This is a genomic window from Rhodanobacter thiooxydans (genome assembly GCF_021545845.1).
Classification (GTDB): Bacteria; Pseudomonadota; Gammaproteobacteria; order Xanthomonadales; family Rhodanobacteraceae; genus Rhodanobacter.
Map to the genome: position 1 here is coordinate 2807588 of NZ_CP088923.1, position 14743 is coordinate 2822330.

15 protein-coding genes and 1 tRNA gene are annotated in these 14743 nt (G+C 69.1%); 15 read left to right on the forward strand and 1 reads right to left on the reverse strand.

The annotated features are described in order from the left end of the window. Positions 1-114 precede the first annotated feature (114 nt). The 15 genes from LRK53_RS12690 to LRK53_RS12760 all read left to right on the forward strand — a co-directional run bounded on the left by LRK53_RS12690 (position 115) and on the right by LRK53_RS12760 (position 12730). Positions 115-1662 carry a M4 family metallopeptidase gene (locus LRK53_RS12690; protein ID WP_027493884.1) on the forward strand — a complete coding sequence of 516 codons (1548 nt, stop codon included), beginning with the start codon at positions 115-117 and terminating at the stop codon, positions 1660-1662. A gap of 193 nt (positions 1663-1855) precedes the next feature. Then, positions 1856-3358: an FAD-dependent oxidoreductase gene (locus LRK53_RS12695; protein WP_027493885.1), complete on the forward strand. Its 1503-nt coding sequence runs from the start codon at positions 1856-1858 to the stop codon at positions 3356-3358. Next, positions 3351-3758: a DUF3293 domain-containing protein gene (locus LRK53_RS12700; RefSeq protein WP_027493886.1), complete on the forward strand. Its 408-nt coding sequence runs from the start codon at positions 3351-3353 to the stop codon at positions 3756-3758. Before LRK53_RS12695 ends, LRK53_RS12700 begins: the two co-directional genes overlap by 8 nt. 58 nt (positions 3759-3816) lie before the next feature. Next, positions 3817-4458 (forward strand): cytochrome c biogenesis heme-transporting ATPase CcmA, encoded by a 642-nt coding sequence (gene ccmA, locus LRK53_RS12705; protein ID WP_425504507.1) that lies wholly within the window; start codon positions 3817-3819, stop codon positions 4456-4458. A gap of 84 nt (positions 4459-4542) precedes the next feature. Beyond that, entirely contained in the window at positions 4543-5229 is a 687-nt protein-coding gene (gene ccmB, locus LRK53_RS12710; protein WP_027493888.1) for a heme exporter protein CcmB, read from the forward strand. A gap of 5 nt (positions 5230-5234) precedes the next feature. Continuing rightward, entirely contained in the window at positions 5235-5993 is a 759-nt protein-coding gene (locus tag LRK53_RS12715) for a heme ABC transporter permease (protein WP_235642247.1), read from the forward strand. Then, positions 5990-6196 (forward strand): heme exporter protein CcmD, encoded by a 207-nt coding sequence (gene ccmD, locus LRK53_RS12720; RefSeq protein WP_027493889.1) that lies wholly within the window; start codon positions 5990-5992, stop codon positions 6194-6196. The genes LRK53_RS12715 and ccmD overlap by 4 nt, the downstream gene beginning before the upstream one ends. Before the next feature lie 24 nt (positions 6197-6220). Continuing rightward, positions 6221-6670: a cytochrome c maturation protein CcmE gene (ccmE, locus tag LRK53_RS12725; protein ID WP_027493890.1), complete on the forward strand. Its 450-nt coding sequence runs from the start codon at positions 6221-6223 to the stop codon at positions 6668-6670. Positions 6671-6775: 105 nt separating this feature from the next. Then, positions 6776-8755 (forward strand): heme lyase CcmF/NrfE family subunit, encoded by a 1980-nt coding sequence (locus LRK53_RS12730; protein ID WP_027493891.1) that lies wholly within the window; start codon positions 6776-6778, stop codon positions 8753-8755. Further along, positions 8752-9294 carry a DsbE family thiol:disulfide interchange protein gene (locus tag LRK53_RS12735; RefSeq protein WP_027493892.1) on the forward strand — a complete coding sequence of 181 codons (543 nt, stop codon included), beginning with the start codon at positions 8752-8754 and terminating at the stop codon, positions 9292-9294. Before LRK53_RS12730 ends, LRK53_RS12735 begins: the two co-directional genes overlap by 4 nt. A gap of 71 nt (positions 9295-9365) precedes the next feature. Next, positions 9366-9812, forward strand: a complete 447-nt coding sequence (locus tag LRK53_RS12740; protein ID WP_027493893.1) for a cytochrome c-type biogenesis protein — start codon at positions 9366-9368, stop codon at positions 9810-9812. After that, complete coding sequence (locus tag LRK53_RS12745; RefSeq protein ID WP_027493894.1) at positions 9809-10861, forward strand: tetratricopeptide repeat protein; 1053 nt, start codon at positions 9809-9811, stop codon at positions 10859-10861. The genes LRK53_RS12740 and LRK53_RS12745 overlap by 4 nt, the downstream gene beginning before the upstream one ends. A 2-nt stretch (positions 10862-10863) precedes the next feature. Beyond that, positions 10864-11988: a homoserine O-acetyltransferase MetX gene (gene metX / locus LRK53_RS12750; RefSeq protein ID WP_027493895.1), complete on the forward strand. Its 1125-nt coding sequence runs from the start codon at positions 10864-10866 to the stop codon at positions 11986-11988. Positions 11989-12035: 47 nt separating this feature from the next. Then, on the forward strand, positions 12036-12617 hold the full coding sequence (locus tag LRK53_RS12755; RefSeq protein ID WP_027493896.1) for a cysteine dioxygenase family protein: 582 nt from the start codon (positions 12036-12038) through the stop codon (positions 12615-12617). A gap of 27 nt (positions 12618-12644) precedes the next feature. Beyond that, positions 12645-12730, forward strand: a tRNA-Leu gene (locus LRK53_RS12760). Positions 12731-12790: 60 nt separating this feature from the next. Here the strand turns inward: LRK53_RS12760 and LRK53_RS12765 are convergent. Continuing rightward, on the reverse strand, positions 12791-14725 hold the full coding sequence (locus tag LRK53_RS12765) for a formylglycine-generating enzyme family protein (RefSeq protein ID WP_027493897.1): 1935 nt from the start codon (positions 14723-14725) through the stop codon (positions 12791-12793). Between the last annotated feature and the right edge of the window lie 18 nt (positions 14726-14743).

A 14743-nucleotide genomic window follows, 5' to 3' on the forward strand; every position in this document is an offset into this window, starting at 1 on the left:
TTGGCCGTAATTTCCTGCGATCCGGTTGCCGTCCTGGGGGGGACTTCTCGCATACCGGACCGCAAGACGCACCCAGCGGGTGCGTCTTTCCAATCATGAGGAGGGGAAACACAGATGATGCACAAACCACTCGCCGCGGCGCTGCTGGGCGCCTTCGGCCTGGCCGCCATGTCCGACGCCGGCGCCGCCACGCATACCCGCGTCCAGGCCCAAACCATGGGCCAGATCGCGCCTGCCGCCTTGGCCAGCCGCATCGGCCTGGAAGCCGACGCCTCGTTGTCGCCGCGCCTGCAGGCGCGGACCGCCCACGGGACCTTCAAGACCCGCGAGCAACAGACTTTCCGCGGCGTACCCGTGTACGGCCGCCAGGTCGTGGTGGAACGCGACGGCAGCGGCAGCGTGCTCGGCGTCAGCGGCGAAATTTCTCGCGGTATCAGCCACGACGTCGCGTCGGTCGCCCCCGCCATCAATGGTGCCCGCGCCACCGCCCTGCTGCGCGAACACGCCGGCCTGCTGCCGCTTGGCATCGGCGTCAACGGCATCCAGGACAGCGACATCCAGAACGCGAAGAACGATCTGTACGTCTATGCCGAGGGCAACCGCGCCCGCCTTGCCTACCTCAGCTCGTTCTTCGTCGACCGCGGCAACGGCCCGACGCGCCCGATGGCGATCATCGACGCCAACACCGGCGAAGTGATCCAGGCCTGGGAAGGCCTCACCACCAAGGGCAAGCCGGGCGCCGGCACCGTCACCGGCACGCCCGCGCTCGCCACCGGCGCCGGCGGCAACCTGAAGACCGGCCAGTATTTCTACGGCACCAACTACGCTTCGCTCGCGGTCACCCAGTCCGGTTCCACCTGCTACATGCAGAACACGAACGTGAAGACCAACAACATGGCCGGCAGCACGCGCACGGGTACGTTGTGGAGCTTCATCTGCCCGAACAGCAGCGGCGACGGCGTGAACGGCGCCTATTCGCCGATCAACGATGCGCACCATTTCGGCGGCGTCGTGCACGACATGTACAACACCTGGCTCGGCGCGCCGCCGCTGACCTTCTCGCTGGTGATGAACGTGCATTACGGCCGCAACTACGAGAACGCGTTCTGGAACGGCTCGTCGATGAACTTCGGTGACGGCGCCAGCTACTTCTATCCGCTGACCTCGCTGGACGTGACCAGCCATGAAGTCAGCCACGGCTTCACCGAGCAGCACTCCAACCTGCAGTACTCCGGCCAGTCCGGCGGCATCAACGAGGCGTTCTCGGACATGGCCGGCGAAGCGGCCGAGTTCTATGACCGCGGCGGCAACGACTGGCTGGTCGGCGCCGACATCATGAAGACCGGCACCGCGCTGCGCTGGATGTGCACGCCGACCCAGGACGGCCGCTCGATCGACAACGCCGCCAACTTCACCAGCTCCATGGACGTGCATTATTCCAGCGGCGTCTACAACAAGGCGTTCTGCACGCTGGCGAAGACCACCAACTGGAATACGAAAAAAGCCTTCGAGGTGTTTGCGCGCGCCAATGCGATGTACTGGACGGCCACCTCCACGTTCAACTCCGGTGCCTGCGGCGTGGAAACCGCGGCAGTCGACTACGCCTACACCCGCAGCGACGTGACGGCGGCGTTCAATGCCGTCGGCGTGACCTGCAAGTAAGCAGCCCGCAAGTGCGTGACCCAAGGGCCGGCCCACCTGGGCCGGCCCTTCTCTTTTGCTGCAGCCTCCATGCGGGATCCGCCCGGTGCAGCCCACTTCCCATGGCGCTCCTTTGACACGGAACGGCCTGCCCGGGATTGCAGTCCCGCGGCGCTTGCGGAACAGTGTGCGGACTCCTTCTACGGATCGCAGCATGGCGCAGCAACCCATCACCCTCATCGGCGGCGGCCTGGTCGGCACCCTGCTGGCGCAGCAGCTGGCGCGGCGCGGTTTCGCGGTCGAGGTGTTCGAGAAACGGCCCGATCCGCGGCGCGCAGGCTTTCTGGGCGGCTGCTCCAGCGCATTCGGCAATCGCTCCCGACATTGCTCTACCTCCGGCATCCCTGCCGTCGCCTGCGCCCGCAGCACTGGCCCATCCATGGGCGGCGGCCGCTCGATCAACCTGGCGCTGGCCGAGCGCGGCCTGCAGGCGCTGCGTACGGCGGGGTTGGCCGACGACGTGCTGCAGCGGGCGGTGATGATGCGCGGGCGCATGGTGCACGACCGCGACGGCCGCAGCGCGCTGCAGCGCTACGGCGTGGACGACAGCGAGGTGATCTGGTCGGTTTCGCGCGGCGCGCTGAACATGCTGCTGCTGGACGCGGCCGAGGCCGCCGGCGTGCGCTTCCACTTCGGCCAGTCGCTGACCGGCGCCGATTTCGGGCAGCAGCGCATCCGGCTCGCCGACGAAGCTGGCACGGAACGCGAACGGGACGCTGGCCTGCTGATCGGCGCCGACGGCGCCGGCTCCGCGCTGCGCGCGGCGATGAACGCATATGCGCCGCTGGGCGAACGCATCGAATCGCTCGGCCACGGCTACAAGGAGCTGGAGATCCCGCCGGCCGGCGAGTTGCCGGCGGCGCTGCAGCAGCAGGGCAGCGGCCGCGAGCAGTTCGCGCTGGAGCCGCACGCGCTGCACATCTGGCCGCGTGGCGGCTACATGTGCATCGCGCTGCCGAATGCCGAAGGCAGCTTCACCGTCACCCTGTTCCTGCCGGCGCAGGGCGCCGCGCCGAGCTTCGCGGCGTTGCCTGACGTCGCGGCAGCACGCACCTTCTTCGCCACCGACTTCCCCGACCTGCTGCCGCTGATCCCGCGCTTCGACGAGGATTTCGACAGCCATCCAGTGGGCACGCTGTCCACGCTGTACCTCGAACGCTGGCACTTGGACGGCCGCGCGCTGCTGATCGGCGACGCCGCGCACGCGATCGTGCCATTCCACGGCCAGGGCATGAACTGCGGTTTCGAGGACACCGTGGCGCTGGCCGACCTGCTGGCCGCGGCGCCGGACGACAGCGCCGGGGTGTTCGCCGAATTCCAGCGCGTGCGCCAGCCGAACGCCGACGCGATCGCCGCGATGGCGCTGGAGAACTACGTGGAGATGCGCGACTCGGTGGCCGACCCGCGCTACCTGGCCAAGCGCGAACTGGGCAGCGCGCTGGCCGCGCGCATTCCGGGCCATTACATGGCGCGCTACCGGCTGGTGACCTTCACCCATGTGCCCTACGCCTACGCGCTCGAACGCGGCCGTGCGCAGGACCGCTTGCTGGAACAGCTGCTGCGCGATACGCCGAACGCGGCGGCCGTCGACCTCGACGCCGCGGGGCGGCTGTTCCAGGCGAAACTGGAACCGCTGCCGAGACTGCGCCATGGATGAGGCCCTGCTCGAGGCGTTCCGCGCCACCGCCTACCACGTCTGCCTGGACGCCGTGACGTGGGCGACGATCCGCGTAGACCTGCCGTTGCCGGCCCAACTCGCTGACGCGGTCGGTTCGCGCCCGTGGGCTTTCATCACGGCATGGAATCCGCAGGCGCGCCGACGCCCGCCGGCGGAGAACCTCGTCGCCCAGCGCGAACTGCTGGCCGCGCTGCAGGAGCAGCCCGGCGTCGACGTCCGCCCGGCCATCGGGGTGGGCACCTCCGGCTGGAGTGAACCCAGCCTGTTCGCCATCGGGGCGGACGCCCACACCCTGGACCGGCTGGCCCGCGCCCATGGGCAATTGGCCTACGTGCACGGCGAAGCCAGTGGCGCCGCCCTGCTGCGGCTGCTGGACTGACCCGCACAGCGGCAGCGCGCCGCATGGACAAGCGCCATCGGCATTGCGGACAATCAAGGTGATGACCGCCGCCGATACCGCCCTGCCCCTGCTCGAAGCACGGGCCTTGAGTTTCTTTCGCCAGGATGAGCCGGTGTTCGCACCGCTGGATTTCCGTCTGCATGCGGGCGAGCTGGCCCTGGTCGAAGGCGACAACGGCAGCGGCAAGACCACCCTGCTGCGCATGCTGGCGGGGTTGCTGCACATCACCGCCGGCGAGCTGCACTGGCACGGCGAGCCGATGCAGCGCGACCGCTGCGCCGGCGAGATCCTGTTCCTCGGCCACCAGCTCGGCCTCAAGGCCGATCTCAGCCCACGGGAAAACCTGCGCATCGCCGCCGGCCTGCACGGGGTGCGCGATGATGGGACCAGCGCGGCCTCGGTACTGGCGCGAATCGGCCTGCGCGGCTACGAGGACGAACCGGTGCGCCGGCTGTCCGCCGGCCAGAAGAAGCGCGCCGCACTGGCGCGCCTGCTGCTGCTGCCGGCCAGCCTGTGGCTGCTCGACGAGCCGTACGCAAACCTTGACCGCATCGGCATCGCGCTGGTGAACGAATTACTGGAAAGCCACACCGACACCGGTGGCGCGGCGATGGTCACCAGCCACGGCACGGTGAGCTTCCACGGCGGCGAACCGCGACGGATCCGCATGCATGATTAACGCCGGGAATTCCATGCGTGGACGCCCTCCCCTGCTTGCCCCAAAGGGACTTCCTTCGGGACAAGCCGGGGGAGGAGTACAGCCATGAACCGCCCCAGCCTCGCCAGCGCCTGCGCCGCCATGCTGCGGCGCGACCTCACGCTCGCCTGGCGCCGGCGCGGCGACATCGCCATGCCGGTGCTGTACGCGCTGATCGTGACCATGCTGTTCCCGTTCGCGCTGGGGCCGGAGGACACCCTGCTGCAGCGGATCGCCGGCGGCGTGGTGCTGGTCACCGTGCTGCTGGCGATGCTGCTGGCGCTGGACGCGATGTTCGCCAGCGACATCGAGGACGGCTCGCTGGAGCAGCTGGTGCTGGCGCCGCAGCCGCTGGCGCTGCTGCTGGGCATGAAGATCCTCGCCCACTGGCTCGCCACCGCGCTGCCGCTGATCGTGATCGCACCGCTGATGGCCGCGATGCTGCACCTGCCCGGCGCGGTGATCCCGGTGCTGCTGCTGGCGCTGGCGCTGGCCACGCCGCTGCTCAGCCTGCTCGGCGCAGTACTGGTGGCGCTGACGGCCGGCACCCGGCGCTCTGGTATGCTGCTCGCCTTGATGCTGCTGCCGCTCTGCGTGCCAACCGTGATCTTCGCCGCCGGCGCCGTGGCTGCCGCCCAGCAGGGCTTGCCGTGGTTCGCGCCGGTCGCCTGGCTCGCGGCCGCGCTGGTGCTGGTCGTGGTGCTGGCGCCACTGGCCTGCGCAGCGGCCCTTCGCATTGCCCTGGACGCATAACGTTTATGTCTGACTGGATTCCGCTCTGGTTGCACAAGCTCGGCTCGCCGCCGACGTTCTACCGCTTCGCCGGCGCGCTGCAGCCGTGGGCGATGGCGTTGGCGCTGCTGCTCGGCGCGATCGGGCTGTATGGCGGGCTGGTGCTGGCGCCGACCGACTACCAGCAGGGCGATGCCTACCGGATCATCTTCATCCACGTGCCCAGCGCGTGGATGAGCATGTTCATCTACGGGGTGATGGGCGTGGCCTCGTTCATCGCGCTGGTGTGGCGGATCAAGCTGGCCGAGGTGGTGGCGATGGAGTCGGCGCCGATCGGCGCAGCGTTCACCTTCATCACCCTGGTCACCGGCTCGCTGTGGGGCAAGCCGATGTGGGGCACCTGGTGGACCTGGGACGCGCGGCTCACTTCCGAGCTGGTGCTGCTGTTCCTGTTCCTGGGCGTGATCGGGCTGTACCACGCGTTCGAGGATCGCCGCCAGGGCGCGCGCGCCGCCGCTTTCTTGGCCATCATCGGCATCATCAACGTGCCGATCGTGCATTTCTCGGTGAACTGGTGGAATACCCTGCACCAGGGCAGCACGGTCAATCTGTTCGGCCAGTCGAAGATCTCCGCGGGCATGCTGTGGCCGCTGCTGACCATAACCCTGGCGACCAAGTTCTACTACCTCGCCAGCCTGTTCAGTCGCGCACGCACCGACCTGCTGGCGCTGGAAGGCGGCAAGGACTGGGTGCGCAAGATCGCCGAAGACGAGGCCCGTCGATGAACGCCCTGCAGCACCTTCTAGCGATGGGCGGTTACGCCGCCTACGTGTGGCCGGCCTACGCGCTGTTCTTCGCCGTGCTGCTCGCCGACACCCTGGCGCCGCGCCTGCGTCGCCGCCGCGTGCTGGCGGAACTTCGTGTCCGCCTGGCGCGTCAGAGCGCGCGACAGGAACGCAAACCCCTTTCCACTCCACCATCTCCCTGAGCGGGGCGATCGACCACTATGCCCATGAACCCCACCCGCAAGCGCCGACTCACCATCGTGCTGGCCATCCTCGCCGCGGCGGCCGTCGCGGCCGTGCTGGTCGTGCTGGCGTTGCAGAACAACATGAACTACCTGCTCACCCCGAGCCAGGTGCAGTCGGGCGAGGCGGCCAGCTACAACACGTTCCGGCTCGGCGGCATGGTCAAGGCCGGCTCGATCCAGCGCTCCAGCGATTCGCTCAAGGTCACCTTCACCGTGGTCGACGCCGGCGGCAGGATGCCGGTGGAATACACCGGCATCCTGCCCGACCTGTTCCGCGACAACCAGTCGGTGATCGCCACCGGCCACATGGACGGCGCCCGCTTCGTCGCCACCGAAGTGCTGGCCAAGCATGACGAGACCTACATGCCGAAGGAACTCAAGGACGCCATGGCGAAGGCGCATGGACAGAAGGGAATCGAGAATCGGAAATAGGGCATCGGAACTCCTCAGGCCACCCCTTCCCTACCGCACCATCGCACATGACGCCATGCTTCTGACGAATCCCGAATCCCGTATCCCGAATCCCGGCACCCAGCCATGACCCCCGAACTCGGCCAACTCGCGTTGATCCTCGCCCTGCTGCTGGCACTGGCGCAGAGCATCCTGCCCTTGATCGGCGCGTGGCGCGGCAACCGCGCGCTGATGGCGGTGGCGCGCCCGGCGGCGGCCGGCCAGGCGGTGTTCGTCGCCATGGCATTCGGCATCCTGGCCTGGGCGTTCCTGCACTTCGACTTCTCGGTGCAGTACGTGGCCGACAACTCGAATCTGGCGCTGCCGTGGTACTACCGCATCGCCGCGGTATGGGGCGCGCACGAGGGTTCGCTGCTGCTGTGGATCCTGATCCTCAACTTGTGGACGGTGGCGCTGGCCGCGTTCAGCCAGAAGCTGCCCGAGGTGTTCGCCTCGCGCGTACTCGCCGTGATGGGACTGATCGCGGTGGGCTTCCTCGCCTTCATCATCTTCACTTCCAACCCGTTCGGCCGGCTGCTGCCGATGCCGGGCGACGGCGCGGACCTGAACCCGGTGCTGCAGGACCCGGGCATGACCTTCCATCCGCCGATGCTGTACATGGGCTACGTCGGCTTCTCGGTGGCGTTCGCGTTCTCGATCGCCGCCCTGCTCGGCGGCGAGCTGGAGCAGGCCTGGGTGCGCTGGGCGCGACCGTGGACCAACGTGGCTTGGGCCTTCCTCACCTGCGGCATCGTCGCCGGCAGCTGGTGGGCCTACGCGGAGCTGGGCTGGGGCGGCTGGTGGTTCTGGGACCCGGTGGAGAACGCCAGCTTCATGCCGTGGCTGGTCGGCGTGGCGCTGATCCACGCGCAGGCGGTGACCGAAAAGCGCGGCTCGCTGCGCGCCTGGACCATCCTGCTGTCGATCTTCGCGTTCTCGCTGTCGCTGCTCGGCACCTTCCTGGTGCGCTCGGGCGTGCTCACCTCGGTACATGCGTTCGCCTCCGACCCGCGCCGTGGCGTGTTCATCCTCGCCTTCCTGACCATCGTGGTCGGCGGCTCGCTGCTGGTGTACGCGCTGCGCGCGCCGAAGGTGCTGGGCGGCAAGCCATTCCAGGTGGTCTCGCGCGAAACCGCGCTGCTGACCAGCAACCTGATGTTCGCGGTGGCTGCGGCGATGGTGCTGCTGGGCACGCTGTTCCCGCTGATCGGCGACGCGATGAACCTGGGCCGCATCTCGGTCGGCCCGCCCTACTTCGGCTTCCTGTTCCCGCTGCTGATGCTGCCGGTGGTGCTGTTGCTGCCGTTCGGCCCGTTCCTGCGCTGGGGCAAGGGCGAGGCGTCGGCGCTCAAGAGCCTGCTGCTGCGCGTGGCCATTGCCGCGCTGGCCTGCGCCATCATCGCGGCCTTCCTGGTCGACGGCAACCTGAAGGCGATCGTCGGCGTGGCCGCCGGCGTGTGGGTCGTGGTCGGCGTGCTGCTCTATGCGTACAAGCGCTGGCGTGAAATGCCGCGCGGCCGGCGCTACCCGACCGAGATGGCCGGCATGCTGATGGCGCACCTGGGCGTTGGCGTGTTCGTGGTCGGCGTGCTGCTGTCCGAGTCGCTCAGCGTGACCCGCGACGTACGCATGGCGCCGGGCGAGAGCCAGCGCATCGGCAGCTACGAGTTCCGCTTCGACGGCGTGCACCACACCACCGGGCCGAACTGGACCGCCGACCAGGGCGCGGTCACCGTGACCCGCGGCGAGAAACGGATCGCGGTGATGCACCCGCAGAAGCGCACCTATCCGCGCGGCCAGGTGCAGACCGAATCCGCCGTGGACGCCGGCGTTACCCGCGACCTGTACGTGGCGCTGGGCGAGCCGATGGACGCGAACGACATCGAGGGCGCCTGGGCACTGCGGCTGTACTACAAGCCGTTCATCCGCTGGATCTGGGCCGGTGGCCTGTTGATGATGCTGGGCGGCCTGGTCTGCGCCGCCGACAAGCGTTTCCGCCTCAAGCGCAGCGCCACCGTCGGTGCCCCGGCGACCGACGGCCTGCTGCCGCAGGAGACGCGCGCATGAGCCGGCTGCTGCCGTTCATCGGCTTCATGCTGCTGGTGGGCCTGTTCGGCTTCGGCATCTGGTGGAACACCCAGCACGACCCGAACGCGATCCCGACGCCGCTGCTGAACAAGCCGGCGCCCGAGTTCAACCTGCCCAAGCTGTACGAGCCCGCGCAGACGGTCAGCAAGGCCGACCTGCTGGGCCGGCCTTACCTGCTCAACGTGTTCGCCAGCTGGTGCATCGAATGCGGCGTGGAGCATCCGGTCCTGACCGCCGAGGGCCCGACCCTGGGCGTGGAGCTGGTCGGCTACAACTACAAGGATGCGCCCGACGACGCCAAGGGCTGGCTGGCGAAACACGGCAACCCGTATAACCTGCTGATCGCCGACGAACCCGGCCACACCGCGATCGACTTCGGCGTGTACGGCGCGCCGGAAAGCTTCCTGATCGACGCGAAGGGCGTGATCCGCTACAAGCACATCGGCCCGCTGACACCCGAGGTGATGGCGAAGGAGCTGAAGCCGGCGATCGCGGCGATGCTGAAGGAGGCGCCGTGAAGTCGGGATTCGGGATTTGGGATTCGGGATTCGCAAAAGCAAAGGCATCGCCCGCAAGCGGGCTCCTACGCATGCTGTTGCTGGTCGTGCTGGCGTTCGCCGGCTTCGCCCACGCCCAGGCGATCGAGCCGATGCCGTTCAAGGATCATGTGCAGGAGCTGCGCTTCCAGCACCTCACGCACCAGTTGCGCTGCCCGATGTGCCAGAACGAGACGCTGGCCGATTCCAACGCGCCGATCGCGCGCGACCTGCGCAACCAGATCTTCCAGATGATGCAGCAGGGCAGGAGCGACGAGCAGATCAAGCAGTACCTGGTCGCGCGCTACTCCAGCTTCGTGCTGTACGACCCGCCGCTGAGCTCACGCACCTGGCTGCTCTGGTTCGGCCCGCTGCTGATCCTGCTCGGCGGCGCCGGCGTGGTACTGGCGGTGATCCGCAAACGCAGCCGTGCCGGCGCCACCGCCGGCACGGCGACCGCGGCCGACGATCGGCCGATCGACAACGGGGACGACTGGTGAAGACCGCTTTCGTGATTGCCGCCGCCGTGATGGTTGCGGTGGCGCTGGCCGTGCTGTTGCTGCCGCTGCTGCGCCAGGGGCGCAAGCTGGGCCGGCCGCGCGGCGTGTTCGCCGTCGCCCTGCTGATCGCGCTGGTGCTGCCGCTGGGCACCGGCGCGCTGTATCTGCTGGTGGGCACGCCGGCCGCGCTGAACGGGGCGACCGCCGCGGCCGCTGCGCCGATCAGCATGCAGCAGGCGCTCACCGAACTGCGCGCGCACCTCAAGCAGCAGCCGGACGACCTGCAGGGCTGGATGCTGCTGGCGCAGACCAGCAGCATGCTGCGCCAGCCGGCCGAGGCGCGCGACGCATTCGACCAGGTGCTGCGGCTGGCCCCGAACGACGCCGAGGCGATGGTCGGCTGGGCCGAGAACGACTCCATGATGCGCAGCGACCACTCGATCGAAGGCCGGGGCCTGGAGCTGCTCAAGCGCGCCGTGCAGCTGCACCCGGACAGCCAGCGCGGCCTGTGGCTGCTCGGCATCGGCGATTTCCAGCGCGGCGCCTACCGCGAGGCCGCCGCCACCTGGCGCCTGCTGCAGCCGCAACTGGAGCCGGGGTCGAACGTGGCCAAGGCGGTCGCCGAGCAGATCGCCGTGGCCGACGCCCGTGCCGGCGGCGCCCCGGCCGATGCGTCGTCGAGCGCCGCCGCTGCTACCCAGCAAGGCGCCGCACTGCAGGTGCAGGTGGCGCTGGCTCCCGCGCTGAAGGACAAGCTTGCCCCCGGCGACGCATTGTTCGTCTATGCCCGCGCCGAGAACGGCCCGCCGATGCCGCTGGCCGTGGCCAAACTCGACCCCGCGCAGCTGCCCGTCACCGTCACCCTCACCGACGCGATGGCGATGACGCCGGCGTACCGGCTGTCCTCGGTCGAACGCGTCTTCGTCGGCGCGCGGATCAGCCACAGCGGCCAGCCGGTCGTCCAGCCCGGCGACCTGGAAGGCGACGCCGGTGTGGTCGCGGTGGACAGCAAGGCGCCGGTCAAGATCAGCATCGACCAGGTGCACTGACCATGAGCGACGCGCGCCGCTATTTCGCCCTGCCTTCGCCGTTTGCGATGAAGCGTGGTGGCGCCCTGCATGGCGCGCACGTCGCCTACGAGACCTGGGGCACGCTGAACGCGGCGCGCGACAACGCGGTACTGGTGCTCACCGGCCTGTCGCCCAGCGCGCACATGGCCTCGTGCGAAGAAGACCCGTCACCGGGCTGGTGGGAGGGCATGGCCGGCCCCGGCAAGGCCATCGACACCACCCGCTGGTTCGTGATCTGCGTGAATTCGCTGGGCAGCGACAAGGGTTCGACCTGTCCCGCCTCGACCGACCCGGCCACCGGCGAAGCGTACCGCCTCAGCTTTCCCGAACTTGCGCTGGAAGACGTGGCCAACGCCGCGCACGGCGTGGTCGCCAGCCTCGGCATCACGCGGCTGGCCTGCCTGATCGGCTGCTCGATGGGCGGCATGAGCGCGCTGGCCTACATGCTGTTGCACCCCGGCAGCGCACGCGCGCACATCAGCGTGGACACCGCGCCGCAGGCGCAGCCGTTCGCCATCGCGATCCGCTCGCTGCAGCGCGAGGCGATCCGGCTCGACCCGCAGTTCGACGACGGCAACTACGACATCCATGTGGAGAAAGGCGGCCGCTATCCCGAGCTCGGCATGAGCATCGCGCGCAAGCTCGGCGTGATCACCTACCGCTCGGCGATGGAATGGAACGGCCGCTTCGCGCGCATCCGGCTCGACCCCGAACAGCGCGAGGACGAACCGTTCGGCCGCGAATTCCAGGTCGAGTCCTACCTGGAGGGCCATGCCCGCCGCTTCGTGCGCCACTTCGACCCGAACAGCTACCTGTACCTGTCGCGCGCCAGCGACTGGTTCGACGTCGCCGAGTACGGCCGCGGCAGCGTACTGGAAGGACTCAAGCGCATCTGCATCGAACAGGCCATGGTGATCGGCGTCAGCACCGACATCCTGTTCCCGCTGCAGCAGCAGGAGCAGATCGCCGAGGGGCTGGAAGCGGCCGGCGCCAGGGTGGAGTTCGTGGCGCTGGATTCGCCGCAGGGCCACGACGCCTTCCTGGTCGACATCGACAACTACAGCCGCGCCATCGGCGGCTTCCTGAACCGGCTACCGGCCTGCTGATCCCTGCGCTGATACTATCCACCCTCACGCACCGGACCGAGACCGCCATGCTCACCCTGGATTTCCCCGGTAGCCGCCTCCTGATCGACGCCATCGACGCCGCCGTGATCAAGCCGACCACCCACGAGCTCACCGACAGCCTGCGCCACAGCCTGTGCAAGCTGATCCGTGACAACGCGGTCACCCTGCCCGAGTGCGTGTTCGAGGCGAACGCCGACCACTACGCCCGCCGCGAGCTGTACTGCAGCGAGGAACACGGCTACTGCGTGGTAGCGATGACCTGGGGCCCGGGCCAGGGCACGCCGATCCACGACCACGACGGCATGTGGTGCGTCGAGGGCGTGTGGAACGGCGCGCTGGAGATCGTGCAGTACGAGCTGATCGAGCACGATGCGCAGCGCTACTGCTTCCAGCCGGTCGGCTCGATCCAGGCCGGCGCCGGCTCGGCCGGCAGCCTGATCCCGCCGCACGAATACCACAGCATCCGCAACCCCAGCGACAGCGCGGTCACCGTCAGCCTGCACGTCTACTCCGGCCCGATGACCCGCTGCTCGGTGTTCCAGCCGCTGCCGGAGGACCGCTGGTACGGCCGCAACGTGCGCCAGCTGGGCCTCGACCGCGTGCACTGAACCCGGCATAATTGCCCGCTCGCACATGCCGGTGTGGCGGAATGGTAGACGCGGCGGACTCAAAATCCGCTTGTGGTGACACAGTGGAGGTTCGAGTCCTCTCACCGGTACCAGGTATCGAAGAACCCCGCCCCGCGCGGGGTTTTTCATGCTTGGAGACCTCGAACAGGCTCTTACAGCTCGCGCACCACGCGGAACCCCACGCGACCGCTGCGCAGTTCGACGTCGGCGCCCTGGCGGTAGGCCGAGTCCACCTGCTCCGGCGAGCTGCCCCATGAGCCGCCGCGCACCACGTGGGAGCGGCAGCCGGGGTTGACCCAGGCACTGCCGTCGTCTGGTGCGCGGATGTAGTTGTCGTGCCAACAGTCCAGCGCCCACTCCGAGACGTTGCCGTTGATGTCGTACAGGCCGAACGGGTTGGCGGCGAAGCTCATCACCGGCGCCGGGCCCCAGTAGCCGTCACGGTAGTTGCGAAAAGCATGGCTCCAGCGGCGGCTGCTGCGCGAGCGGTCCCCGGAACCGGTCAGGTTCTCCACCACGTGCTTCGGCGCGTCGTCGCCCCACCAGTAGCGGCTGCTGGTGCCGCCGCGCAGGGCGTACTCGAATTCGGCCTCGCTGGGCAGCCGATAGGTTCTGCCGGTGCGCTGGCTGAGCCAGTCGGCATACGCCTTGGCGTCGTTCCAGGAGACGTTCACCACCGGCAGGTTGTCGTCGGCCTTGCGGCCGGCGTAGTCGTCCTGCCAGGTGGCCGAGCTGTCATCGCGCAGGGCACCGCTGCGCTCGTCGTACACGCTGGCGCCGCCCAGCTTGACCGAGTCGGGCACGTAGTTGCTGGCGCGCACGAACTCGCGGAACTGCGCCACAGTCACCGCACTGCGCGCCATCGCGAAGCCCTTGGCGATGGTGACCGTATGCTGCGGCTGTGCGGCGCCGCCGTGGTCGTCGTCGGCGGAGGCGCCCATGCGGAAGCTGCCGGTGGGGATCACCACCATCGCCGGCGTCTTGCCCGGCAGGTCGACGTAGCGGTCGGTGAATACCTGGCCAGGCTTGTAGCTGGCGTACAGGCGCGCGTTGGTCAGCTGCTCGTCGAACGCCGCCAGCGCCGCCAGGTGCGGGGCGATCGCGCGCACCTGCACCGCCAGCTTCGTCGCCAGTTCGAGATTGCCGGCATCCAGGGCCGAATGCGCCTGCGCCAGCATGCCGTTGGCGCGCTGCTCGCGCATGTCGTCCACGCGCCTGTGCACGTCGATCATCTGCTGCGAGCCGGGGCGAATCGCCTGCGCCGCGGCCAGCTCGCGGTCGGCCCCGGCGAAATCGTTCTGCGCTACCGCCGCCAGCGCGCGGTCGAGCACCGCCCGCTGCACCTGGAAGATGCCCTGCTCGGCCACCGCGTTCTCCGGGTCGAGCTTCTGCACCTCGCGGTACATTTCCAGCGCATTGCCCCCCGCGGGCCGGTCGGCGTTGCCCTGCCGCAGCAGGCCGGCGGCATCGGCCAGCATCGGCCGCACCTGCTCCAGCACTTTCAGGCTCGCCTCCAGTTGCGCCACTTCCTTCTCGGCGTTCGGCAGCGTGCGCAGGGCGTCGAGCAGGTCCTGCGCCGCGTCGGCGTCGCCCACCGCGATGTCCTGGTCGATCTCCGCCACCAGCCGCGCGCGCACGTCGAACATGCCCTGCGCTGCGCGGCGGCTGTCCGGCTTGTCCTTCAGCGCCTGCTGGAACAACGCGGCGGCGCTGTCGGCGGCGCCGACCAGCCGGCCGGCATGCAGCGCCCGGGCGGCCTGCTCCAGCAGCGCGCGCACCTCGGGCGGGTCCACGCCCATCTGCTCGGGCAGGTTCGCGTTGCGGCTGCCGCGCGCGGCGATCACCGCCGCCGGCGCCAGCGTCAGCGGCGGCCCGGCATTCAGTTCGCTGATCGCCGACAGCCGTTCCGGCTGCGGGCCGCTGCCCGGCGTGACGGCCCCCAGCGACATCGAGCGGCGCGGTGCCTGTTCGGGGTTGACGTGGAACAGCCGCGGAAAGAAGTGGTACAGCAGCGCGAACCCCAGCACGATCACCCCGAGCGCCCCGCCGAGCGCGCGCTGTCGGCGCAGGGTTGCGTTGTTCGGCATGGATGGGCGTCCTTGGTG